Source organism: Glaciihabitans sp. GrIS 2.15 (assembly GCF_035984695.1).
Lineage (GTDB): Bacteria > Actinomycetota > Actinomycetes > Actinomycetales > Microbacteriaceae > Lacisediminihabitans.
Genome location: NZ_JAXCHU010000018.1, coordinates 18,556 through 42,979, shown reverse-complemented (window position 1 = coordinate 42,979; position 24,424 = coordinate 18,556). Strand labels below are relative to the sequence as shown.

General features: G+C 59.9%; 19 protein-coding genes and 3 pseudogenes. 9 read left to right on the top strand and 13 right to left on the bottom strand.

What is annotated here, in order from left to right:
- A pseudogene (locus RCH11_RS17110) lies at positions 1-461 on the top strand (hypothetical protein); the annotation flags it as partial.
- 755 nt (positions 462-1,216) lie between these two features.
- On the opposite strand, the gene RCH11_RS17105 reads toward RCH11_RS17110, so the two are convergent.
- Positions 1,217-1,819 carry a TetR/AcrR family transcriptional regulator gene (locus RCH11_RS17105; RefSeq protein ID WP_327058230.1) on the bottom strand — a complete coding sequence of 201 codons (603 nt, stop codon included), beginning with the start codon at positions 1,817-1,819 and terminating at the stop codon, positions 1,217-1,219.
- A gap of 62 nt (positions 1,820-1,881) precedes the next feature.
- On the opposite strand from RCH11_RS17105, the gene RCH11_RS17100 reads away from it, so the two are divergent.
- Positions 1,882-3,477: an FAD-dependent monooxygenase gene (locus RCH11_RS17100; protein WP_327058229.1), complete on the top strand. Its 1,596-nt coding sequence runs from the start codon at positions 1,882-1,884 to the stop codon at positions 3,475-3,477.
- A gap of 191 nt (positions 3,478-3,668) precedes the next feature.
- Here RCH11_RS17100 and RCH11_RS17095 read toward each other — a convergent pair.
- From RCH11_RS17095 to RCH11_RS17085, 3 genes and pseudogenes are all read right to left on the bottom strand, one after another.
- Positions 3,669-4,844, bottom strand: a pseudogene (locus RCH11_RS17095) (IS30 family transposase).
- 92 nt (positions 4,845-4,936) lie between these two features.
- Positions 4,937-5,758, bottom strand: a complete 822-nt coding sequence (locus tag RCH11_RS17090) for an ornithine carbamoyltransferase (RefSeq protein WP_327058228.1) — start codon at positions 5,756-5,758, stop codon at positions 4,937-4,939.
- A gap of 180 nt (positions 5,759-5,938) precedes the next feature.
- The gene (locus RCH11_RS17085; protein ID WP_327058227.1) at positions 5,939-6,712 is read right to left on the bottom strand and encodes an alpha/beta fold hydrolase; all 774 of its coding nucleotides are present in this window, start codon (positions 6,710-6,712) and stop codon (positions 5,939-5,941) included.
- Positions 6,713-6,769: 57 nt separating this feature from the next.
- On the opposite strand from RCH11_RS17085, the gene RCH11_RS17080 reads away from it, so the two are divergent.
- On the top strand, positions 6,770-7,939 hold the full coding sequence (locus tag RCH11_RS17080; RefSeq protein ID WP_327058226.1) for an IS30 family transposase: 1,170 nt from the start codon (positions 6,770-6,772) through the stop codon (positions 7,937-7,939).
- 82 nt (positions 7,940-8,021) lie between these two features.
- Here the strand turns inward: RCH11_RS17080 and RCH11_RS17075 are convergent, their stop codons facing one another.
- The 3 genes from RCH11_RS17075 to RCH11_RS17065 form a co-directional block, all read right to left on the bottom strand.
- Complete coding sequence (locus tag RCH11_RS17075; protein WP_327058225.1) at positions 8,022-8,531, bottom strand: GNAT family N-acetyltransferase; 510 nt, start codon at positions 8,529-8,531, stop codon at positions 8,022-8,024.
- 60 nt (positions 8,532-8,591) lie between these two features.
- Positions 8,592-9,146 (bottom strand): GNAT family N-acetyltransferase, encoded by a 555-nt coding sequence (locus RCH11_RS17070; protein ID WP_327058224.1) that lies wholly within the window; start codon positions 9,144-9,146, stop codon positions 8,592-8,594.
- 218 nt (positions 9,147-9,364) lie between these two features.
- The gene (locus RCH11_RS17065; RefSeq protein ID WP_327058223.1) at positions 9,365-9,679 is read right to left on the bottom strand and encodes a hypothetical protein; all 315 of its coding nucleotides are present in this window, start codon (positions 9,677-9,679) and stop codon (positions 9,365-9,367) included.
- A gap of 374 nt (positions 9,680-10,053) precedes the next feature.
- Between RCH11_RS17065 and RCH11_RS17060 the strand changes: the two genes are divergently transcribed.
- From RCH11_RS17060 to RCH11_RS17045, 4 genes are all read left to right on the top strand, one after another.
- Positions 10,054-10,671, top strand: a complete 618-nt coding sequence (locus RCH11_RS17060) for a GAF and ANTAR domain-containing protein (protein ID WP_327058222.1) — start codon at positions 10,054-10,056, stop codon at positions 10,669-10,671.
- A 29-nt stretch (positions 10,672-10,700) separates the two neighbouring features.
- Positions 10,701-11,438: a GAF and ANTAR domain-containing protein gene (locus RCH11_RS17055; RefSeq protein WP_327058221.1), complete on the top strand. Its 738-nt coding sequence runs from the start codon at positions 10,701-10,703 to the stop codon at positions 11,436-11,438.
- A gap of 382 nt (positions 11,439-11,820) precedes the next feature.
- Positions 11,821-11,976 carry a hypothetical protein gene (locus tag RCH11_RS17050; RefSeq protein ID WP_327058220.1) on the top strand — a complete coding sequence of 52 codons (156 nt, stop codon included), beginning with the start codon at positions 11,821-11,823 and terminating at the stop codon, positions 11,974-11,976.
- Positions 11,977-12,732: 756 nt separating this feature from the next.
- Complete coding sequence (locus RCH11_RS17045) at positions 12,733-14,037, top strand: hypothetical protein (protein WP_327058219.1); 1,305 nt, start codon at positions 12,733-12,735, stop codon at positions 14,035-14,037.
- Positions 14,038-14,151: 114 nt separating this feature from the next.
- On the opposite strand, the gene RCH11_RS17040 is transcribed toward RCH11_RS17045, so the two are convergent.
- The 3 genes and pseudogenes from RCH11_RS17040 to RCH11_RS17030 form a co-directional block, all read right to left on the bottom strand.
- Entirely contained in the window at positions 14,152-15,156 is a 1,005-nt protein-coding gene (locus tag RCH11_RS17040; protein WP_327058218.1) for an acyltransferase family protein, read from the bottom strand.
- 353 nt (positions 15,157-15,509) lie between these two features.
- The gene (locus RCH11_RS17035) at positions 15,510-15,965 is read right to left on the bottom strand and encodes a DUF805 domain-containing protein (protein ID WP_327058217.1); all 456 of its coding nucleotides are present in this window, start codon (positions 15,963-15,965) and stop codon (positions 15,510-15,512) included.
- Between the two features lie 379 nt (positions 15,966-16,344).
- A pseudogene (locus RCH11_RS17030) lies at positions 16,345-17,529 on the bottom strand (IS3 family transposase).
- Positions 17,530-17,750: 221 nt separating this feature from the next.
- Between RCH11_RS17030 and RCH11_RS17025 the strand changes: the two are divergent.
- Positions 17,751-18,542: an SGNH/GDSL hydrolase family protein gene (locus RCH11_RS17025; protein WP_327058216.1), complete on the top strand. Its 792-nt coding sequence runs from the start codon at positions 17,751-17,753 to the stop codon at positions 18,540-18,542.
- A 358-nt stretch (positions 18,543-18,900) separates the two neighbouring features.
- On the opposite strand, the gene RCH11_RS17020 is transcribed toward RCH11_RS17025, so the two are convergent.
- Both RCH11_RS17020 and RCH11_RS17015 read right to left on the bottom strand, forming a co-directional pair.
- Positions 18,901-19,353, bottom strand: a complete 453-nt coding sequence (locus tag RCH11_RS17020) for a hypothetical protein (protein WP_327058215.1) — start codon at positions 19,351-19,353, stop codon at positions 18,901-18,903.
- Between the two features lie 407 nt (positions 19,354-19,760).
- Positions 19,761-20,018 (bottom strand): hypothetical protein, encoded by a 258-nt coding sequence (locus RCH11_RS17015; protein ID WP_327058214.1) that lies wholly within the window; start codon positions 20,016-20,018, stop codon positions 19,761-19,763.
- A 1,059-nt stretch (positions 20,019-21,077) separates the two neighbouring features.
- Between RCH11_RS17015 and RCH11_RS17010 the strand changes: the two genes are divergently transcribed.
- Entirely contained in the window at positions 21,078-22,430 is a 1,353-nt protein-coding gene (locus RCH11_RS17010) for an NRAMP family divalent metal transporter (RefSeq protein WP_327058213.1), read from the top strand.
- 327 nt (positions 22,431-22,757) lie between these two features.
- On the opposite strand, the gene RCH11_RS17005 is transcribed toward RCH11_RS17010, so the two are convergent.
- Entirely contained in the window at positions 22,758-23,930 is a 1,173-nt protein-coding gene (locus RCH11_RS17005) for an LCP family protein (RefSeq protein ID WP_327058212.1), read from the bottom strand.
- Between the last annotated feature and the right edge of the window lie 494 nt (positions 23,931-24,424).

Sequence of the window (24,424 nt, the reverse complement as noted above, 5' to 3'; positions counted from 1 at the left end):
TGGTCGCTCTCCTCATCCTCACCACCGCCGTCGCGGCGCCTATCTATCTGGCCCAACGCACGCCCTACGCCAAGAACGGCAGCGACTGGGCGCAGATCAGCCAGATTGTGAGAGCCCACGCCACGCCTGGGGATGCCATCGTCTTCGACGGCCATGCTTCGCCCTCGCGTCGTCCACGTTTGGCATTGCACACCTACCCGACCGGTTTCGTGGGCCTCAAAGACGTCACATTGAAAACGCCGTACCAGCACTCACCAACCTGGTACGACCTCACTTATTCGGTCGCTCAAGCCGACGCGCGCGGACGACTCACCGGAATTATGCGGGTCTGGCTGGTCGAGTACATCGTGTCCGGCATACCCGACACCTATGCTCTTACCGACCTCCAGAGGGCAGGGTTCTCAACCACGAAAACCTACAACACCCACAGCAGTCGGATTATTGAACTGACCCGGCTATAGAGAACCCCACCACCAACAGGCATAACCCCGTGTGCACGCTAGAGGCGAGGGCCGCGATGGGAAAAAGACCAGCAGGCGCCATTTTCGAACCCTCGGCCGTCATCGTCACCGCCGCACGCGCCATGAGCCACGAGTACGAATTTGGCGGACATTAGAAATTGCACAGGCCGACGCGTCGACCCGTTGCGCGCCCACGCGAACCTCAACACCACTCAGCTGCGTCTCGTCCACGCCCAGTGTGAGGTGGTGCGCGCGGCTCTGGTGCTAGTCGCTGTGGCAGTACCTCGATGGGTGAGGCCCTAGTGGATTCGCTGGGCTATCGCTCTCCCTTTGGCGCTCACTGATCCAAAAATGTTCGGATGGGGAAACGCACCGTCCCCGACTCCATGACTGCCGATATTATCCACGGTGGGTTCGATTTTTAGCGGGGTCCCGGTGGATCTACCTGCCCAGGTTTTGTGCCGCTTTCTTTCAAGTGCAAAGCTGCGATTCGGGATAATTACGCCTAGTTTCATGCGCTCACGCGAGTGCGATCGAGACTGCTAGCCGACCCGATCGAACGGCTGAAAGCGGAACGCTGACTGACGCATCGACGTGTAGGGTCTGGCGCCGAAAGTCAGTCCCTCGCGGTGAACGCGCGGCGGCGGGCCGGGGCCTCCGGCTGGCTGGGCGCCCTTGAATACCGCGAATCTTCTCTGCATCGCTGGAACGACGACTGACGCCGGCCACGGTTGCCCGGCGGTCGGGCGTGGGCCCTACCGCAGCAGCTGGTGCACGAGCTGGTTCCCCAGCCAGGTCTCGTACTGTGTCGGGGTCCAGCCGCGCTCTAGCACCAGCGACCGGTAGACCTCGGGCAGCACGAGGGTGAGGTAGATGTCCAGCGCTCGCGCGGCGTCCATTCTTGGCCGCAGGTGCGCTGCGATCGACTCCAGGTACGCCCCGACCCCGCGTTCGCGGTTGGTGAGGATGCCGGCGGTGATCCTCGCGATGTCCGCGTCGACGCGGGCGCCCTCGAGGTGGGTCGTCACGACGTCGTACATCTGTTCGTACTGGTGCCGCTGCAGGCCGGCGCTGATCCGCAAGCCCTCCTCGGGAGTCCCGGCGGCGGCCTGTACCCACGTCTTGGTCACGGCGAGGGGTTCGATCGCCAGGCGAGTGACCTCCTGCAGGATGTTCGCCTTGCTGCCCAGCGCGGAGTAGACGGTCTGGACTGGGATGTCGGCCCGCTCGGAGATCGCCGCGATGGTTGTGGCCACGTAGCCGCGTTCGGCGAACAACTGCCGGGCGGCTGCAGCGATCTGAGAGCGGGTCGCGGCCGTTTGGCGCTGCCGGTGCGTGGGGCCGACCTTGACATTCACCTCTTCAAAGTAGCACTCTTGTAGTCCTAGCTTCACTATGACGAGAGGGGGCGGACCCAACCATGGGTGCCCTGCCAACGATGACACCGGTCCTGATTGTGGGCGGCGGCCCCGCGGGCCTGACCCTCTCGTTGCTGCTGTCCCGACACGGGGTCCCATCATTGCTGGTGGACAAGCGGACGCGGCCTTCGACGCTGCCGCGGGCCCGCGGGATCCATGCTCGGGCAATGGAGATCGCGCGCAGCTGCGGGGTGGAGGACGCGCTGCGGGCGGTCGAGCTGCCGATCACGCCGGGCGTGCGGTGGCACTCCGTGCTGAGCGCCCCGCTCGCACGCAGTGAGCGGTTCAGCGCGGCGGTCGACGACGACGACGTCAGCCCGTGTGAGGGGCTCGCGGTGGCCCAGGACGTGTTGGAGGAACAGCTCCACGCTCACGCCGCCGGCCGGCCGACCGCGACCGTACGGCAGGGTGTGGAGCTCACCGGGCTGGAGGTGGACCCCGACCGTGTCGTCGCGACAGTGGTCGAGACCGACGGCGGGCGCGAGCAGCGCGTCGAGGCCCGCTACCTGGTCGCGGCGGACGGCGTCCACAGCGGCGTCCGGAGCCGGCTCGGCATCCCGATGGACGGCGAGCCCGACCTGGGCGCCCGCACCTGGATCGCCTTCCGCGCGGACCTAAGCCCGTATGTGGGGCGGAACCCGCACGGCCTTTACGTCCTCACCGGCTCAAGTTCGGTGTTGCTGTGGACCCACCCTGACGACCGGTGGGTGCTCAGCGGCCCCGTCGACCCCGCTGACCCCGACGGAGCGCACGCCGCCGATAAGGTCCGCACGGCGATCGGCGACTCACGGCTTCCTGTCGAGGTGCTCGGCCACCGCGTCTGGACGGCAGCCGCCCAGACCGCGCGGCGGCTGCGGTCCGGCCCGGTCTTCCTCGTGGGAGACGCCGCCCACCGGGTACCGCCCGCCGGGGCGACCGGGGTGAGCACCGCGATGCACGACGCCCACAACCTGGCCTGGAAGCTCGCCGCCGCGCTCGATGGCCGGGCCGGTGACTCGCTGCTGGAGACCTACGAGGCCGAGCGGCTACCGGTCGCTCGTCGCACGGCCGCCGAGGCCCGGGCGATGTGGGAAACCTTCGCCGGCCGGCCGCCGGCGCAGCCCCAACGCTCGATGCGCCAGATCGACATGGGCTACCGGTACGTCTCGGCGGCCATCACGGACGACGACCCTACTGCCCCCGACCCCGACGCCCCCGGCTCGGACTACACCCCGACCGCCCGCCCGGGCTGCCGCGCCCCGCACTTGTGGCTAGACGCCCGGCGGCGCCAATCCACCCTTGACCTGTTCGGCGCCGATCTCGTTCTGCTCTCCGACACAGGTGCCGGCTGGGCGGAGGCCGCGCGCAAAATCAGCGCCGACCCCGCGACACCGTTGCGCTTCCACCGAGTCGACGCGCCCGGCTGGGCCGAACGCTACGGCGTCCGAGCAGGCGGCGCCGTCCTGGTCCGGCCAGACGGGCACATCGCCTGGCGTCGCCCCCACCCCTATACCGACCGGTCCGGCGCGGAGGCGGCAGCGCTCAAGACGGCAATACGCACCGCCCTCTGCGCCGCGGGAGCGGGCGCAGATACGAGCAGTGGCTTACCTACAGCCTGACCTCCGCCGTACTGCGGGCGGATAAACCCGTTGGCAGAGCAGGACTGTTCGGAGCAGCCCGATGTAAGACCTCGATTGAAGTCTCAGTGGAGCAGGGAAGCGTGGCTCTCTCAGGCCTGCTGTACCTTCGATGAAACCAACAGCCATTGGCATATCCGCTGAGTAGGGCGCCCGGTGAGGGAACGGCGGATTCAAGCGGTCGTTGCAACGATGGGCTTTTCTGGATTTGACAGTAGTCGTTGCATGGCTTGGGCGGGGGTGATCCCGCCAAGTGTTTTGCGGGGCCGATTGTTGAGTTCGGTTGCCACTTCGAGCAGCCGTTCGGGTGAATGGATAGAAAGGTCGGTGCCCTTCGGAAAGTATTGGCGCAGCAACCCGTTCGTATTCTCGTTGGTGCCTCGTTGCCAGGGCGAGTGTGGGTCGCAGAAATAGATCGCCATCTTGGTCGCCAGGGTGATCTGCCGGTGCTGGGCCAGCTCGGTTCCCTGATCCCAGGTCAGGGACTTGGCCAGCCGTTCGGGAAGGGTTTTGATGGTTGCCAGCAGGCCATCACGAACGGTGATCGCGTTGTGGTCGCCGGGAAGGTGGACCAGCATGGTGAACCGGGTCTGACGTTCCACCAAAGTTGCAATCGCGGACCGGCAGTTCGACCCCAGGATCAGATCCCCCTCCTAATGACCGGGAACAGCACGGTCGGCCACTTCCGCAGGCCGCTGGCTGATCATGATCATGTCCGGGATCTTGCCCGAGTTTTTTGCGGCAGGTCGTCTTGGACGTCTGATCGCGCGGCCGGTGCGCAAGTGTTGATGCAGGTCAGCCCGCAAGTGGCCACGACCTTGAACATAGAGTGCTTGGTAGATCGTCTCGGGACTCACCCGCATCTCCTGCCGGTCCGGAAATACCACCGCCAGATGATCACTGATCTGTTCCGGACTCCATTTCACACACAACTTCGCCTGCACCAAGGATGCCAGTTCCGGGTGGTCGAACTTACTCCCCTTGGGGCGGCGGCCCCGATGCTCGGCCTGTTTCTGCGCAGCATACGGGGCATACCGGGTTCGTGCTCGCGGGCCGGTCTTGGATCCACCTCGGGCCAGCTCCCGACTGATTGTGCCGGCCGAGCGGCCCACTTCGACAGCGATCATCCGCATACTGGTCCCCGTCAGGTGCAGGTCAGCGATCTGCACCCGCTCCTCCACAGACAGGTAACGCCCCGATAGCTTCGGCTTCGGCAACGGAACCCGACCTCCTGTCGGTTGCCGCCAACGCCGTCCAGTTCGTCGATTCACCCCCACAGCATCACACGCCGCAGACGACGTCGAACCCCCGGCAACTAACACCCAGAACCGTTCCCGCTTCTGAACCAACGCATCCTTCGACCACACAGACAACACCTCACAGACAAACGAGTGTTGCAACGACCGGCTGAACCCGCCGTTCCACTACCGGGCGGTTCGCGTCAGGAGCCCGCTACACAGAACGCCATGATGGCCTGCTGCACGGGGAGCAGGGACGCTTTGAAGCGATGGCCTACGAACGCGCGATGTTCGATCGCGTCGGCGCTCATCTCCTGACCTCGCTGGAACGGCGGGCACGGGTTGAACTGCACGCCAAGAGGAGCGGTATCGAGGAGCGACGCTGTGATCTGGTACGACGCCAGCAGATCTGCGTGCGTACCTGGTCCATCGGTTATGAGCACATCTGCAGACCGGACCGCGGTTTCGAGATCTTCCACCCATCTCGCCCCGGGAATAGCAAGTTCGGCGGGGCAACACTGCACCAGATCGAGAGTCAGGACTCGGGCGGCTTCCTGCCAGGCGCGAGCGACGTTACCGTCCGCACCGACGAACACAAAGCGCAGAATCCGCAGGTCGCGCTGATCACGCAACGCATACAGGTCGGACAGCACCTCGCACGGGTGGTTCATGTCGGTCATCGCGTTGATCACAGGCAGAGCGTTGGCTGTCGCCAGTTCCTCGATCACGTCGATCCGAGCATGACGGACCACGAGAACGTCGGCCCACAACTTCAGGGAGCTCGCAACGTCCGCCAACGCCTCCGGTTTGTCGAGCGTCTCACTGGGGAACACGACCGGCTGCAAGCCCATCAGCGAAGCGCCACGCTCGAACGAGATCCTGGTGCGAAGGCTCGTCGGCGGGAAGAACATCACCGCAGAGCCCGAAAACTCTCGACCCGAGCCAGCACGGTAAGCATCTGCCAGGGCAAAAACTTGCTCGACATCATCAGCCGTCCACTCATCGAGTCGAACTAGATTACGCATCCGCCCACCCTATTTGACTACCGGACAGCGGCCGATAGCCGAACCTCTCCTGGGACAGTTGTGACGTATCCAAAATAGATTGGTCGCGCTGCTTCCACACGGCCCCACTATGAGTGCACCGCAATCGCGGTCCAACTCGACAGAAGCTTTCGGGCAACTCCATCCTGGGACTTGGTGTAGCTATTGCCGTGGAAGCCAACCGGCTACGCGGCCGTTGAACCAGTCTGGGCGTTCCAGCGGGATTCCGTGCCCACAGCCGTTGACAATCTCAATCTCACTGGCAGGCAGCGCTGTGTGAATGACCGCAGCGGAGTCACGCATCAAGGCGCGTTCTCGCCGTCCGACCATCACGAGTGCTGGACCGCGAAACTCTGACCACGCTGCCGGTAACTCGAATCGCATGTTGTCCCCAACGGCGGCGAGCAGCGTAGCTTTCGAAATGTGGGCACTTGTGTGAATGTAATCTTCCATCAGCTCCGGGGGCACAAATAACTCCCGAGCTTGCACTCGGGCGAACCTGCGATTTCGTGCCAGGGGTGCGGCAGCCCCCAGTGCGCGGAGAATGAGCCCCGTAAAGGGCATCGCTTTTGCCTGGGCGCTGACAACCATCGCCCGATCTACGAGTTCGGGGTACTTGGACGCAAGTTCGATAGTGAGCTGTGCGCCCAAGGAAAATCCGATGACGGCCGCGGGGGTCGAGCCGCCACACGACAGCACCTGGCGGAGAGCATCCACCGTCTCGGTGTGTGACCGGTACGGCTCATCGGCGCTCTGGCCATGGCCGGGAAGATCGGGCACCAGCACCTTGTACTCCGATTCGAGGCTCCCTCGAAGTGATTTCCACATCCACCCGGCTACCCCACCGCCGTGTAAAAGAAGCACTGGAGAGCCGTCTTGGGGACCGAAGCTACTTACATGCATAATGATGATGCTCTCACTAGGCCAGGCGGTCATGTTGAAGCGCCCGTATGCCGAACCTTGGGTTCATGCGGTGGTTGCAACACTTAGTGAATGGGTGTTGTGATTGTGAGATATTCGATTTTCGTTAGACCGGATCTGATGCAGGTCTTCTGGGCTCGGATGCAGGCGGGCGATTTCATCTCCGAGGCTGTTGAGCTGATTAAGACCAGCAGACGTACCGGGCACCGCATCCTGCTTGACGCTGGAGGGGTTCGACCTCGCCGTGGCAGGGATCTGAAGGGACGCTGCTTGAGCTTTGCGGAACGGGAAGAGATCGCATTACTGCGCATCCAAGGTCAAACATTGCGAGAGATTGGCGCGGCGGTCGGTCGGTCCGCGTCGACAATCTCGCGTGAGCTACGACGGAACCATGTGGTGGGGATCGGTTATCGAGCAACGAACGCTCACGCTCTCGCGTTTGACCGTGCCGCACGACCAAAGCCTGCGAAGCTGCACGTCAACACGGAACTGCGTGCGAAAGTGGAGCGGGACTTAGCGAAAAAGTATTCTCCGGAACAGATCGCGGGCCGGTTGCGAGTCGAATTTCCCGACAGGGAGGGAATGTGGGTGTCGCCGGAAACGATCTATCAATCTCTTTACGTTCAATCCCGAGGAGCGTTGAAACGAGATCTGACCAGCTATTTACGCACCGGTCGGGCCGTTCGCCGGCCATCCCGGAAAGTTGGACAGCGCAAAAACCGGATCCCGGACATGATCAACATCTCGGAACGTCCCGCGGAGGCTGACGATCGCGCAGTGCCCGGCCATTGGGAAGGCGATCTGATCATCGGCAAAGGAAACCTCAGCGCAATTGGGACCCTGGTCGAGCGCACCACCAACTACACGATGCTGCTTCATCTTCCCGATGGCTATACCTCAGACCTTGTGCGGGACGCTCTCACGGCGAAAATCAAAACACTTCCCGACTCCCTGAGGCACTCATTGACCTGGGATCAAGGAACCGAGATGGGGCAATGGAAAACCATCAGCATCGATGCGGACATCGATATTTACTTCTGCGACCCCCACTCGCCCTGGCAACGCGGAACCAACGAGAACACCAACGGGTTGTTGAGGCAATATTTCCCCAAAGGAACAGACCTCTCAATCCACAGCGCCGAAGACTTGGACTGGGTCGCCCAGGAACTCAACGATCGCCCCCGCAAACGATTAGCGTTTACCAAGCCGATCGAACTGATCGAGAAGCTCTTGTTGCAATAACCGCTTGAATCCGCCGAACGTCTAAAGCGACGCGAGTCCGGTCAGCTTTGCCGACGCCGATGAAACGGTGGGTATCAAGCTTCTAGAGCTTCTTGACCATTTCAATTTCGTTCTTGCTGGAGTCGAGGTTGTAGGGGACGGTGTGACCGGTGGCTACAAAGCCCCGGCGTTCGTAGGTTTTTCGTGCGCGAGAGTTCTCTTCGTGCACATGGAGAGTCAACTGGTCGCCCTCGGTGCGTGCCCAATCTTCGACGGCCGCTAACAAGGCATCGGTCAGTCCCAACTTGCTGCCACGAAAATCGGGGGCTACAGATACGCCCACGAGAAGGGGGCCGGTGTCGTGATCTGGTACGAATCCGGCCATCGTCCCGACCCAACGCCCAGACTCGGCAATTGCAGCGATCGCGATGCCGTGAGCACTTGCGCCGCGCCGTCCGCGCATCCTCCACTCAGCCTCGTCGTAGCTCAGCGCTTCCTCAAGCGATTCAGCAAATGCTGTCGGGGTATCGCGAATCATTTCCAAGCGCAGATCACGAACTTCACGCCAGTCAGCATCGGTTGTTGGACGGATTAAGAATGCGTATGTACTCACCACAGTGAGCCTAACTCAGGGCGCGAAGCCGGATCCGAAGACGAACGTCTTACGGAACGCTCAAACTTCGAGTCCATCGCGGATGACGGTGTGGCCGGATGGCCACTCCGACAGGGGCGCCCGGACAGACAGCGCCAGCGCTGGCCCGGTGTAGGTCTCGGGCTGCAGCTCGTTGTCAATCATGCGAGTCACCTGACCTGGAAGCTCTTTCCACCCAGCCCGTTCGTAGAACCGCACTACATCCGGGCGACAGGTCAAGAAGCCGAACGGCAGGGCCAGATCGTGGAAGCTGATCGACGCCTCTTCCAAGAGACGAAGTCCGATGCCAGACCGATGAAGCGAGGGATCGACACCAACCAATCCCACGTCCCCGACTAACAGACTCGAATCATCATTGATGCGGAGCATCCGTCTGAGAAATCCGAGATGAGCCACGGGCCGGCCCTCCGAGTACCCGATGACACGTCCTTCCGGACGCGCGCCTGACCAACTGCGACCCTCGGCGAACGTGGCGGCGTGATCCGGATATATGCGCGATAGAAGCGCTGCAACCGCATCGTGCTCGTCGCGTGAAAGATCTGCCTCCCACCGGAGTCTCCATACCAGGCCCACCATCACGCCAGGGTAGCCAAGACGCTGAGTGGGACAGGGCCCAGAGGCTTTGGAGCCCTCAGAAGGAACCTTGAATGCGACAACTCGCAATGCCCGGCAGCGGATCCGCCGTGTCGTTGGTTACTGAGAATTAGCTAGCGGCAGGTTAGTTGGTAGATGAGCGTCCGAATATTTTCCCTAGCTTGGGCAGCGGCAACTGGAGGGGGTATGCGATCCGCCGATCAATGAAGTCGTTGCTGGGCGACTATTTGCCGGTGTGTGGCGATGATGTGATCGAGCGCGCCCCGCATCGTGTCGAACGACGTCCAGATGAAGGTCTCTGTTACCTGCATCACCTCGAACAGGCCGTCGCGCTCCTCGACGAACCCAAGAAATCGTTCCGCCGCTCCGGCGGGATACCGAGAATCGCATACTCGCCAGGCTCGGCCGGATACGTGCTCGAGCGTGAACGCTTCGTCTAAGCGCTCGCGCAATTGGCGATCAATGCGTGCAGAATCGTACTGCCCCGTGTGGACAGAAGTTGTCAGGTCAGTCACTGTGGTCCTCAGCTCGCTCACATACTCGGCAGGCACCAAGGGCCGGAGTGACTACGGTCAGAGTCTCTCGACCGCCGCTGGATGTCAAGCCCGCCACGCTAACGTGTGACGGGCTCCGCCCGGGTGACATATTCAAGCTCCGATGACGCTCTCTTCAAATTGGGCAAACAGGTGGGGCTTCGCCTGCCACAGGTCGCTGGGAACTCGCCGGACTCCGCGGCGATAGACTGCGCGCGGGGAGACTAGTGCTTCCTGGACTCTTCCGAAGCTTGCCTGGGTTCTCCGGATCCATCGATGCTTTGTTGAAGGCACTTATGATCTCGGCGTCGTCCCAGGTGGTCGAGTTGGGCTTTGAGTCGTTGTGCGCACCGTTTGTGACTGAGCTCAAGGTCACCGGCGCGGCTATCTCTGTGTCGGCCCATCACGGCCGCCAATCCTCGGTCTGCGCCAGCGGCGGCCTCGCCGCCCAACTTGACACGCTCCAGTTCGAACTAGGCGAGGGCCCTCGCCGGGAAGTTCTCGCCTCGCGTTCCGCGGTCCTCTGTCCGGATGTGGCTGAGGTGAAGGACTCCTCCTTCCCCGTCTTCCTCGAGGCCGCTAAGGGGCTTGGGGTGGAGTCCATGTTCGCGTTCCCTATGTTGATGGGTGCAGCTCTGGTCGGCGTCGTTGATCTGTACTGCACCACAGCTCGTCCCGCTGATGCCGAATTCGTTGCACGCGCCATGCTCATGACGGGCAGGGTGGCGGGCGCCGCCGTGCAGAGGGCGCTGCACTCCGCTGAAAACCACCGCTCTGACGAGTCACCCCTGGCGCCTGCGCTGAGGCGAGAGGTTCATCAAGCAACCGGGATGATCATCTCCCAGTTAGGCATCACCGCCACCGAGGCCTTCTCCCGACTCCAAGGACACGCGTTCGCGTCCGAGAAACGGATCGAAGAGATCGCACACGATGTCGTATCGCGAACACTTACCTTCGCCGACCTCCCCGAATGAAATCCCAAAATGAGATAGGACAGGATCAGATGGACGGCACTTCGCGCGAAGCAGAGATTAATACCGCTTTTGTCACGGTTGCGGACACCCTCACGACCGACTACGACTTGGTCGATCTGCTGCACACCCTCGTTCAAAGCTGCGCCAGCATCCTGAGCATGGAAGCAGGCGGCCTCATGCTCGTCGATGGTGCCGGCGAGCTGCAGCTGATGGCCTCCACGAGCGAAGCTGCGGTTTTTGTCGAAATTATGCAGCTCAACGCCTCCACAGGGCCCTGCATCGACTGCTTCCGCACCGGCGTCGCCGTGTCCGCCGGCAACATTTCCGGCTTAACACTGTGGCCTGCTTTCCAAGCCGCCGCCCTGGAGCAGGGGTTCCACTCGGTTCTGGCTACACCGATGAAGCTGCGGGGAAAGATCATCGGCACGATGAATCTTTTCGGTGCGACGGTGGAGGAGGTAAGCCCGCGGAACGCAGCCGTCGCTCAGGCCCTGGCTGATGTTGCAACAATCGGCATTCTCCAGGAGCGCGTGATTCAGGAGGGACACGTCGTAGAGGCGCAACTACACCGGGCCCTCGACAGTCGGATCCTCATCGAACAGGCCAAGGGCGTCATCGCCAACGAACTGTCACTCAGCATGGACGAGGCGTTCGCTCTGCTTCGAAAATATGCTCGCGACCGGAATCTGACCATCCGATCGGTCTCCGAACACATCAGCAATCGAGAGATAACTGTGCAACACATTTCGGCCGCCTCTCGAGCCTGAAGTCTCGTCTGCGCTGATTCTTCCAAACCGTAGGACTATGGCCATGGGAGGCGTACTGTTCAACTAGTTGCTCCAATCCTTGGCAGCGGAATATCTGTCCGCTTCTGACCAAGGACCGAAATGGCAACCCCAACCACCTCCGCCCCGACCCGACGTTTCCCCTTCCGTCACGGCGCGACCGCAACGATGACAACCTCCCGGAGCAGTCAGGCGTCGCCGCGGAAATTTCCTCCGTCCGTTATCGCCGCGCCGACCGAGGTGGGCTGATGCGCGGCCCACAGCTGTTCACCGTGGACGGCACTGGCGTCACCCAAATCGCAGACTCGGACGAGACTGCGGACGACCTCGATGCACAACTGAGCACTGAGACTGCGGGAACCGCATGAGCGACACCGCCCCCGCTGTCGACTCCCACGAGACGTCCCGCGTGCTGTACGCGGTGGATCGCATCGCCACATGCGTCGACCCGGCGAATATCGACCTCACCGGAACCGTTTCGGTGCCGGTGCTTTTGCCCGTGGTCCCGGCCAACGCGTGACCTTGACCTTGACCTTGACCTTGACCTTGACCTTGACCACAATATGTCAGCCGACTTCCGCACAAGCACGGCACCAATAAAAAGGAAATTCCATGACGTAGGAACGCAGGTTCGTCACCGTCAACCCGCTGTTCGCCCGACCAGGAGAGACTAAAGTCGCCGCCAAGTACAAAGTCTCTAACGATAAGATACTGCCGGAAACGGCGTACCAGATCGTCCACGACCAGACCATGCTGGACGGCAACGCCCGCCTGAATCTAGCGACATTCGTCGGCACGTGGATTGATGACCACGCCAACCGTCTCTACGCAGAGTCGTGCGACAAGAACATGATCGACAAGGCCAGCCTATGAGCCACGTATTTGAAAGCATGGGAACAGTCGCATTCCTCAATCTCCCTGACTCGTCGTTGAGTATTGCGGACGCCGAAGCCCTTCGGAGATTATTCGACCGCGATCATGAACGCTCAAGCTGCGGGCTGGGGGTCTTTGAGGTTCGCGAGGTGGTCATCGGATTATGTGGGCTTTCAGGCGCAGGAGGACCACCGTCAGAGCGCACTGGTGCGGAACCTGTGGCAGAACCCTTTCTCTCAATCACCTTCCAGACGTTCCATAGCCACGGAAAGTATTGTCGACGAAGGTTTCATAAGTGCAACAGTCTTAGTTGATAGATCACCAGACGGGGTTGGCAATCTTGAGGACGCTATTGGGCCCCAACAAAGTCAGCGCGAATGTCCCCCGCATCGTTTCGGCCTGGATGGCTCGCCGCACAATTGTTGTCACGGTCCTCATCGGATGCCTCTCTGCGTTCGCCGCGTGGTTGCGCGTTCCAACGATCGCGCGCGACACTTTGTGGGCGGAGGACGGTCGGAACTTTCTGCAAGACGCGCTGAGTTTTGGTCCCTTGGATTCACTCTTTCTCCCGTATGCGGGCTATCTGCACACACTTCCACGAATTGTTGCCGCGTTGACGGTTCAATTTGTACCCGTCCAATTTTTTGCACTGTCGATGACAGCTGGCGCCTGTCTGGCGGCAGGAGTGATGGCGTCGATCATCTACCTCTGCACTAGGGATGTCGTCTCCTGGGTGCCAGCGCGCGTGCTGATTGCTTCGTTAACAGTGCTGGCACCGCTTGTTCCTCGGGAAGTGCTCGGCAACATGGCGAACCTGCACTCCCTGGTGCTCTGGACGATGCTGTGGGTGCTGCTGTACCGGCCGCGTACCCGCGCAGGCAGATACGCACTGACGGTATTTGCGCTTCTCGGGACGCTGACCGAGATAGAGTCCGTGTTTCTCCTTCCGCTGTTGTTGTGGCAGCCGAAAGACCGTCGCCGGTGGACCGTTCGCAGCGCCTATCTTCTCGGCGTCGCCATTCAACTGACCGTGACCGTGATCGTCCCGCGCGGCCACAACGGCAACCCTCCGGTGGGATTTCCGTCGATCCTGTACGGGTACCTGATCAACAGTGTCGTCCCGCTGTGGGTCCCGCAAAACTCCATCGGAAGTGCCGTTGCGTGGGGCGGAACGCTGCTCTGTCTCGCTCTGCTGGTTCCGTTCCTCATCGCGCTGTTCATCACACTCAAATGGGGCTCGGCCGTTCAACGAGTTGCTGCGATAGCTTTGGCCGCGGGCTCCGCGGTCGTCTATTCGGTATCGGTTATCGAAAACCCGAGCTCGATTTATGACTACGCCGGCATGTCGGCAGCAGCGCTCCGAACGCTCTGGCTGGCCCGATACGGCGTCATCCCCTCGATGATGCTCTGCTCCCTGCTGCTCCTGGCGGCGGGAATCATCATCGCGCGACGAAACGCCGTGTCCGGCTCAGAAACGAAACGACGTCCTACCCAAAATATGTTCATTCAACTTGCAGTAGCCGGAATGGTTGCGCTGTTGCTTGTGCAGTTTGTCCCGCAAAACACCCGACGCTCCTCCGGCCCGCAATGGCAGCCACAAATCGCAGCGTTAAAAAGCGAGTGTCAGCGTGCCGCAGATTCCCATTCGGTAGCAATTGATGAAACCATCCACTGGCATGTTGATGTCCACTGCAGGCGCATCGAATAACAATTTCAATCCCCTAAAGGCGAAGCACTGCGTCGAAGTAACCGACTGAGCATCGGTTCTGGACTGCGATCAGGTTCTGGGCTGAGATCAAAGAACCCGTGCTCCTGTCGGTGTTCACGTGATGGCGCGAGTGGACTTCAGTCGCTTCGTCCCGGTCAGCCACTGGGAAGCTGCGGTCCGAATGGACAGCACGCCGAGCAACCAGGGCACCGTTAAGGCAAGAGCAAATATTGTCCAGTCGGGAACGGTAGGAAAAAATCTGAGCATCAGCCATAAAACCAGCGGGTGGACGAGCACAACGGTGAACCCGGCGTAAGCGAACTGGGTTGCCAAACCGCTGACCAATTTAGGCAAGTGACTGAATGTGACTTCCGTCAGGAGAACCAGAGCGAAAGAGATCGCCGCGGCAACTAACACGCTGACCACCGGTGTGCCGAAGTTACCCACTTTGATATCAAGCGGTGAGTCAATGCCGGTGGCGATCAGAGCAGCAGACACCGCCATTAAAACGCTGCCCAGAAGAGCTGGTTTTGCAATACGTGACCTCATCTGCGCTGCGAAAGTTCCGAGTAACACGAAGATAAGACACGGGAACGCCGAACCGATCGACAGCGGTGTTTGAGCAAGCGTGTTCCCCGCAACATAACCCAGGAGCGAACCGGCAGCCCCGACAGCCCAGACAACTACCGGCGGGAACCGCCCAAGTAATCGCAGCAGCATGACGGTGAAGAACAATGCCGAAACAAACCAGAACGTCGTATAGGGCATTGCCGACTGTTCGCCGTTGTAAAAAGGGCCAAGAAGCCGCCCAATGCTGAACTTTTCCAGCGTCGCATCCAACAAGACAAACGGCACCGCAATCAGCAGCATCCAGCTGACGTAGGGCAACCCAAGAGTTCCCACCCTCTTCGAAAGCTCCTCTGTGAGGGTTCGGCGGTCGGACCAGAAGTACCCTGCGAGAAAGAAAAACAACGGAACATGCCAAGTGAAAAAAAGCGGCCGAACAAGGGACGTGTTGAGAGTATGACCGGCAACAACGGCAACAATACCTAACACCCTTACCCCATCGATCGCGCCAGACCGAGATGACATTTCCCCCACCCCTTCATTGTCTCGCACCAAACTATCCGCTTATTTATTCAACCAATAACGTTCCCCAGACTGTGGTTAATAGAACCCGATTTCGTCCCGGCACTTGCGACGCTGCTAAAAAAAAGCGAATGACATCCAGCGGACAATAGCGGCATCGCCTTTGGGCCACCACGCGCTCGCGTGCTGACACCGCCCGTGAGCCGGACCATCACCGGACACTTTCTCGGCCTGAATCCTGTCTTTTCACCAGGAAGAACGCGGCAGAAAATCCGGGACGATTCACAGGCCTTCAGGGACTGAGCGTGCTGGTGCTGAGTTCTGTGGGAAGCCCGGTGGAATGGAGCTTGTGCGTGGGCTTTGTTCCGGTGTCACGGGGCGTTTTACCTGTCGAAGCGAGCGCCCTCGGGGTTCTGTGGGATCAGTACGAAGACGAGCAGGATGATCGGGCCAACGATCGGTATTAGACCGAGGAAGTACAACGCGCCGCTGCGGTTCGTGTCGTGAAGACGACGCCACGTCAGGGCGAGGCCAGGCACTAGCACTGCGATTCCCCAGATGACAGACAGCGCCACGTAGATGCCGTACCCCGGGCCCATAGTTAGCGAGCCAGCGGCAGTGGGCGGACCATAGATTCCGCCCGCCAGGTTTCCAATGATGAAGAAGATGGCGGCGACAACGACGCTTATCAGAACCCACCACCAGTACTCGCTACGGCTGGCGCGACCACTGAAAGTGGCGTACTTTCGCCAAAATCGTGAGAACGCGATGCTCAGGGATGCGCCGTAGTACGGTGCTGAAAGGGGTACGGCGCCGGTGACCGGTTCAGTATTCGACATTGACTTCCTTAGGTATCTTCTCGGATAACGTGGAGTGAATCTCAACAGTTAATCGCGTTGTTCCCATTACAGTCCGTCGGCGCGCCGACTGTGTCTGCTTTACGCGAACGAAGTCCGTTCGGACAAAGCATGAGCGATTGCCCTTACCTGGGACGATTACCGGGCGATTTTTGCCGCCATCGCGACATCCCGCGTTCGACCTCTCGTCGACCGGTTCGGGCGCCCGTAAGCGGACCCTCACCGGGCACTTCCTCGGCTTGAATCCTGTCTTTTCAGCAGGAAAAACGCGGCACAAAATCCGGGACGGTTCAGCGCTCCAACTGCGGACCACGGGTTTGGGCTGCTGCGAGGATTTCGGACAGCGGATTTGATTGATTTTCTACGCTGCCGTGGTCGGCTGTTGGTAAGCGTAATGCACTTCGTTGGGCCGACGATAGCCGAGGCCTGAATGCCGGCGGCGGCTGTTGTAGAACCCTTCGATGTAGCGGATGATGTCACGCCGGGCCTGCGCTTTGGTGGCGTAGGCGGTGCGGTAGACGCGTTCGTTCTTCAACGCCGAGAAGAACGATTCGGCCATCGCGTTATCCCAGCACACGCCCGTCCTGCCCATCGACGAGCGCATGCCCAAGCTGGCCACCAGTGTCCGGAAATCGGTTGAATCTGCCAACGCTGCCGCGGTCCGAGTGCCAGATCGCGTCGGGCTCGATCAGCGTTGTCGCCGCCGCGTTCTTGAGCGCGTCAGCGACCAATTCGGTGCGCATATGATCGGCGATCGACCAGCCAACAACTTTCTTCGAGTAACAGTCGATCACGGTGGCCAGGTAGATGAAGCCCTGCCAGGTGTGAATGTAGGTGATGTCGCCGACGAACTTGCGCCCCGGGCGGTCGGTGGTGAAGTTCCGCTTCACCAGATCCGGCATGGACGCGGCGGCCGCGGCATCCGCCTCGGTCGTGACCCGGAACGGACGCGGCTGACAGGCGACAAAGCTCTCGGCACGCATGATCTGGCGCACCAGCTCCGGGGAACACTCGGTGCCTTCCTCGGCCAGGTCGACATGGATGCGGCGATACCCGTAAGTCCCATCGGACGCTTCGAAGAAGTGCTGGATTCGAGCGGTCAACGCTTGTCTGCGGGCCGCGGTGGCCGACTGTGGGCGGCCTACCCAGTGGTAGAAACCCGAGGTCGATACCCCCAACCACCGGCACATCTTCACCACCGGATTCAGGTTCCCCGGCGCCTTCTTCTGGGAGTCGACATACTCGTACTTGGCCATCACCGCTGCTCCCGCGCGAAGTAGGCCGTCGCTTTTTTCAGAAACGCGGTCTCCGCCCGCAAGTCCTGATTTTCCCGTTCGAGTTCCTTCAGCCGGGCCTGTTCCGTGACCGTCAACTCGGTCTCCGTCCCGCCGTTAGCCTCCCGATACTTGATCAGCCAGTTGCGGAGGGTCTCCGGGCCCACACCGTAAGCGACCGCGACGTCCTTGATCGATTTCGAGGTGGAGATCACCTCACGGCACAACTCGTCTTTGAACTCCTGAGTGAATCGCCTGCGCAATGCGGACATGCTGCTCTCTCTTCCAGTAGCACCCTCATTTTAAGAGGGCCCACTGTCCGAGATCTCCGGAGCAGCCCAGGCCGCCCCGTTAAGTGGGGCTATCGGGTACTCCCTTAGGCTGCAAAACTTGAGGAGTTGTGTCGTATTTGCGGCAGGCCGTAGCTCCGGATGCATGGTCATTTCATCGGGGTCAGTTCGCCACATCCGAAGGCCAGACAGAGAAGACATCTGTGGTTTTCCAGAACGGCGAAAGTGGTAAAACCGCGCTGCGGACGTTCTTTGTCGATATTGTCATGTTTTGTGCGCATCCACTGTTGCGGATGCCGCTTGCGTTATACAGACAAGAGGTCAATTCGGGCCCATTTCCGGCAGACGAGCCGGAATTTGTTATTGCCGGCCCGGACCCTGACCATCTGCTATTCATCGGTGATGTGGCAGTTGCCGGATACGGTGTTATGGAACACGGGATGACCGTTGCGTCCCACACAGCTCGACTGATCTCCCACGATCGTAGGCGCGGATGCCGGTGGGCAACTATCGGCGCTACCGACCTCACCATCGCGAAGGTGGAGCGAATGGATGATCTGGGGGCCGCCGACGTTGATGTAGTCATCATCATGTTGGGTATCCCCGACGTACTGCTCGCCACAAGCTCAACACGGTGGGCCGCCAATCTGGGGACGGTCATAGATCACATTCAGGATCGTGCCGCAGCCGATTGCCGCATTATTTTGGCCGCAATTCCCCCGATGGGTGACTTTCAGGACATGCCACTGTGGGTACGCAAATTACTGACACTGCAAATCCACCGTCTCAATCAGGTCACACTGGCGGCTTCCGTGCACAGACCCAACACCGTATTCGTACCATTCCCGGACTTGCGGGTCGGAAAAATGTTCGTGGGGGACCTTTTTTCCTGGAAAGCACTTCATCAGATGTGGGCACGCGTAATCGCAGCGGCAACGATGACAGCCCTGGATGAAGCTGGCAAAACGGGCCCACACCTCACAGATGGAGACTGACCCCAGTTGTCAACCTCCACCCCCACACATCACCTGGCACTGCTATCGGTTTGATTGACTCAACCAAATCGTCAGCAAGCCCTCTCCCCAAGCGTTCGCAGTTCGGCGCGAATAGTTGCGACTCGGCCCGCCAGCGAGCTGCTAACTTTTTGGGACACACAAGTTTGCGAGACATTGCCTGTTCATGGCCGCACTATGGACGATGACTGGACGGCATTTCCCGCCATCGCGAGAGCACGCTTTGGACCACTTTTCAACCTGATCGGCTGCCCGCAAGCGGAACCTTGACCGGCCACTTTCTCGGCCTGAATCCTGTCTTTGTCAGAACGAACGCGGCGCAAAATCCGGGACGACCGACCTATTCGTTTGCGCTGAGCAGGGTGAAGTACTGGGTGGTCTCGCCTACAGTCCACGTTCGCAAGAGGTAGGACAGATGCAGGCTAGTTTTCACCCACGAGATATCCTTTGCGCGAAACCCTTCCGGTGTCGTTGCCGTATCGTCTGCCCTAGTTTGCGTCCACCCGCCCGCGGCGAGGGTCTGGGAAAAGTAGGCAAGTACTTCTAGCTGGGTGTGAATGGTGGTGGCTGATTTTCCGGTAACGGCGACGGCGCCCTTACTGACGTAGTTCCCGGGGCTGCCGCCGTAATTATTAGTGTGAACATCTGTGCTGCCGGGGTAAATCAAACCTGATTCCGGCAGCAGGTGCAAAGTGTTGACGTCATACCCACCCGGGACCACGCACCCTGTCAGCAGCAGCAGGCTGATACCGAGAACGCTCAGCCCCGAAAACAGACGGCGCGGTTTTGCCATGGGGAGGCTTTGCCGCCGAGTTACAGTCACAACAACGACTATCTACGGAAGGTTGGGGTCGGGGGTGTTGTCGGTAAACCATGTCCCCGAGAGTTCCGTAATGAGGTCGTTCGTATCGCCCGTGGGCGAGACCCTGGTGCGACAGCTCCCAAAAGGATGCCCGCAAGCCGAACGACCAGCGGTTTTCAACGGACGCCCATCCACAAGCCCACGCCCATCTCGTTCGAGAAGTCGATTACGTTCGCCAAATGGTGTCTCTCGATCCCTGGGAATTTTGACGGAGTTCCAGTGGCTGGTGGCACTCATCTTGCGTGCACTCGCCGACTTCTTAACATTCAACATCCTGAGCTGACGAGGGTGTCTAGCAGGCATTCTTTGCTTACGGTCGGCGATCACCGGCGCCGCCCTCATTCCGTGATGCCGAGGCCGCGTTCGCGCTCTTCGTCCAGAAAATACTCGAGCAGTGTCGAGGTGAGCAGGTTGACTGCCGCAACGAGTTGCGTTTGAGTGCGCAGCACACCAGTGGCAACTGTATCGAGGCGGGCGAGTTGATCTTCCCGATTGGCGAGAATCCCGGCACGCTGCTCCTCAGCAATAGCGGCCATAGTGTCACTGATCGCCATCATCTCGCCGGCAAGGGCCTCAGCGCGGTGGCGGTCAAACATAATTTCGATCCTTCAGTTGGAACTAAACAACAGGTGCAGGCAAGAGCCTGCCATTCGTATCAATTACAGTGTCAAAATATGGCCGTCAGTTCTCAGATAAGCCGAGAGGGGATCTGCGTCAGGTGATCAAAAAATCAGCCTCGTCCCCAACGTCAATTCTCAATATTCGCGCGCAATAGCGGTGCCACGACAATCTCACACGCGTAATCCCCGCATCTAACATCCGACGCAGATCGTGGTAAATCGTTGCCGCATGACGGGTATCCAGTCCGTCGAAAACGTCAGAATCGAACAAAGCCGACGCTAACCCCCTGATTGATTTCTGCCTCCGGGTTGGCTCCACGCAGTGAGGTAAGTTTAATAATGGTGAGGCATCCAGCGGCCATCGATTATGTCCTCATCCCGGTGCCGCTGAGATGCTGAAGGATGACTGAACACCCGGTGCGTGAACCTCACATACCAGCCACTATTCATCGATGTTCGTTCGTTGATAGCGGTTGATTTGGACTGGGTGTGACCGTGGGCCGTGGAACTGCTATTGCCCGGGCTCGGAGCTTCCGTAACACGCCACCTCCGGGTGCCGCTGAGATGCTGCAGGTTGACCATGGGTCCGAGACGTAAACCCACCCCCAAACGCTGTTCACTGTACGACGATTTGCCTCCTGCGCTTGTTTTGGATTGGACGTGACTGCGTGTGTGGTCGAACTGCTGTCGCCCTGAGTCGGAGTCGTTGCGATGATCACACTCCCATCCGCGCCGTTTCCGCTGGCGGGTTTGCACATCTGGAAGAATCCGTCGGCCTCAATCTTTGCCACGCGAACGTTCCCGAGAGTGTCGTCGCCTTCAGCAGCGTCACGGCTGACTTGAACCTCCTCACTGTTCTGATCCTCGAAGAAGAACGGCTCTGTCGCGGGTTTTGCACCCCGGACTCGACACTTGATGACCGCGCAGCAACCCTCGAGCGCCTGATCCACCGACGCCCTCCATGCCGGTCTACGAGCCGCTTGCGATTTACCGTCCTAAGAGTCCGTTCATACTTCTACGGCGAGGACGTGGACCATGTTTCGCCGTAGCAAGCCGCTGATGAGGCGGAGGGTGTTGGCGGGTGACCAACGACAGCATGACCAGGAGCGGGTGTCTCTGGCCCGTCAGGACGGTCGACGCTTTTACATCACCTGGCTTGTACTTGGTCCCGGGATTTTGGCGATGCTTGGCGAGAACGACGGGCCAAGCATGCTTTCCTATGCCGCCGACGGCACCCAGTACGGTATCGGCTTCTTCCTACCCTTCATAGTGGTCCTGTTCGTTCTGGCGTATGTGTGCCAGGAGATGAGTATGCGCGTCGGTGCCGCTACCGGGCACGGATTCGGATACCTCCTCACTCGCCGGTACGGCAAAACATGGGGATGGTTCGGCGCGATCGATCTAATCCTGACCAACCTTGTGACCTTAGTCTCGGAGTTCATCGCAATCCGGATTGGTTTCACCTATTTCCACCTGCCCGCCGGTGCCGCGGCCGCCTCCGGAGTCGCACTTGTCGTGTTCACTCTCGTCGGACGTCGATACCGCGGGTGGGAACGTATCGTCCTTGGCCTGGCCCTATTTAACGGCTTGTTCCTTCTGACCGCGATTCTCACCAAACCGGATGGGGCCTCTCTGGCGCACGCTTTTGTGACCTGGTCCCCTCTGCCCACCGGGAGTATTGTCACCCTGTTGCTCCTTGTCACCTCCACGATCGGTGCAACAGTTACCCCGTGGATGGTGTTCTTCCAGCAAAGCGCCACCGCCGATAAGGGTATGACCGCACGTGACGTCAACCAAGGTCGCTTAGATACAGCCATCGGGGCAGCCCTAGCCGCGGTGTTCGGCTGCGCCGCTCTTATCGTCGGCGCTTCCATCGCCTCCAGAGCACATTCTCACATTGACCTCAGTGCTCTCAACTTCCCGGCGGCAATCGCCGCACACTCAGGACAAGTTGCAGGGATGCTCTTCGCTATCGGCCTCATCGAAGCCGGCGCTGTCGCACTTCTCACCATCTCAGCCAGCACCGCCTACGCGATCGGAGAAACACTGGGCAGGAGCGGCACGATGAACATAGCGGGACGGCAGGGTTTTGTGTTCTATGCAGTCAACACTGCTGCTGTGACGGGCGCAGCATCGATCATTTTGATCCCCGGAGTTCCACTTATCGCGATTGCATTGAATGCCAATGTCCTCGCTACAGTTCTCCTCCCGGTGACGCTGATCTTCCTCGTCATGCTTGCTAACGATCGCCACCTCATGGGATCTCTTACCAATAATCGATCGACAAATATCGCCGCCGGAATTGTCATCGTCCTTATCGGCGCATGCGCGACGGCTTATACGGTCACCGCTTTTCTTCAAACCTTTCATGCTTTGCCAGGATCGTGATGACAGCCCAAGACCAGTTCGACAATCACGAGCCAGCCAGCCACAGATCCGCGCCGGCAGAGAAACCGGGTGGAGGTGACGTTATTCCTGTTGGACTAGCGGAGCTGACTCCTCGGACCCGTGTAGCTCTCTGGGTGCTGCGTATCGCGGCGCTGATATTGACCGGGATGGTAATCGTTATCTTCATCGCCCAGCTTCAACCCCGCTGAAGACGTCTGCGTGCATCCCAGGCCTGGTGGCCCTATGCGGCAGAAAAAGTAAAACCCGGCACTGCTGGCAATATTTTGCGGTGACGCGGTGAGAGCGAGGTTTTTTATTTTTACGGCGTTATTTGACGCAAGGTATCGATCCGGAGCTCACGGGTGTAGCCCATTCTTTGGAGACGTCAGGTGCGGTAGTTGCTCTCGGGACGACCGCTGAGCTGGCCGGCACAGGGGTTGAACCCTTCGTGGGCTTTGCTGTCGAGTGGGGTGTTGAAACGGGAGTCGGTTTAGCGGTCGGTGATGCAAGGAGCTGTGTAACTTCCGCACGGACTTGTACAAGGTCGACCAGGTTCACATCCTTCCCGCCGACCGTGGCGAAACCGGCAATTGGGAGCGTGACAAAGGTGATGTTCCCGCCGGCGAAGCTTTGAGCATCGTGGGCGAAGCTGAGGAGGTTCAATCCGGAGTCGATCGCGATATTTTGTTTCGCAGCGGCAATCAAACTGCTGAGGGTTTCGAAGTTCGTAAACGTGCCCTCCTGCTTCAACTTGTAGGCGAGCGAGATGATGAAGGCCTGCTGGCGACGTGCACGGTCAAGATCGGTGAAATCGAGGGCAGCATTATTGCTATCTCGACGTTGTCGCACGAAGCTGACTGCTTGCGCTGCACTCAGCTGCTGGTTACCCGCCTGGAAGTTCGCCCCCGAGTAAGGATCGGAGGTGGCCTCGTTCAGGCACACTGAGACGGGCTGCACAGCCTCAGCCACCTGGTAGAACGCTGCCATCGTCACTTCAACGAAATGGTCGATCGCCACACCACCGAGAAACTGAGACACGGTGGTGATTTCCTCCTGCCGCGCCGCCGTGCGCGCCTGTTGATAGATATCAGAGCGAGAGAGTTTTGTAGTGTTGAGGAGACGATTGAAAGTCTGATCAAGCTCAAGGCCGTATGCTTCCTTAATTTTCGACTTGGACTCACCGTCAGGGCTGCCGGGTAAGTCGGCGTAGTCGTCTCGTGGAATAGAAATCCCCACAGCAGGTGCACCATTGCCCGGAATGTGAATGAGCATCAACACATTTGTGTTGTAACCGCCGTCAGACCCGTTTCCGGCATGCAAAGCGTCGTAGATTTCTGCGGGAAGAGGCTTTCCGTTCTCGTCTAATCTGCTGTCCAACCCCATAATCAGGATGTTGCTGGCCCCGGTATCTTGCGGTACACCAGGTGTCGGTATCGCCGTCGGCATGACGACTGTCGAACGGTGAATGCTGCCCGCGAGGGAGTTGTACTGGTAGACCACGAACCCAGACGCCACCACCACCATCACCAGCAGCCCAGCCCCGGCAACCCACAAAATGCGACGCCCTCGGCGCGGTGAGTTCTGCCTTGATCGGTGGCGCATCGTCGAACGTGGCGAGGGATCTGGTTCAGGCTGCGCACGCGGGGCCATAGGACTTCCATTCTTTTCAAAACCCAGTCATGGAGCGACCCCGACGTCCTGATAACGCCATAATCGCCCGATCACTGGGTGAGGTAGGGGCAAATCAGTTCAGCCAGCGCACAGCCGACTACCGCCATCGCGCTTTTTTCCCGACAGTGCATTCGACACGAAAGTCATCTTGACCCTGTTTTTTTGAACACGCTTCACGCCGACATACGGGGCACGCGACGAATGACACCGCAAAAAAGTGCTCCTGGAAAAACCCGTAGTCCTCAACCTCACAAAAATGACATTGGAGCAACCGAACGGAATAACTCCGACGAAAGCCCTGAGGTTTGCTCCTCGACTGTTTG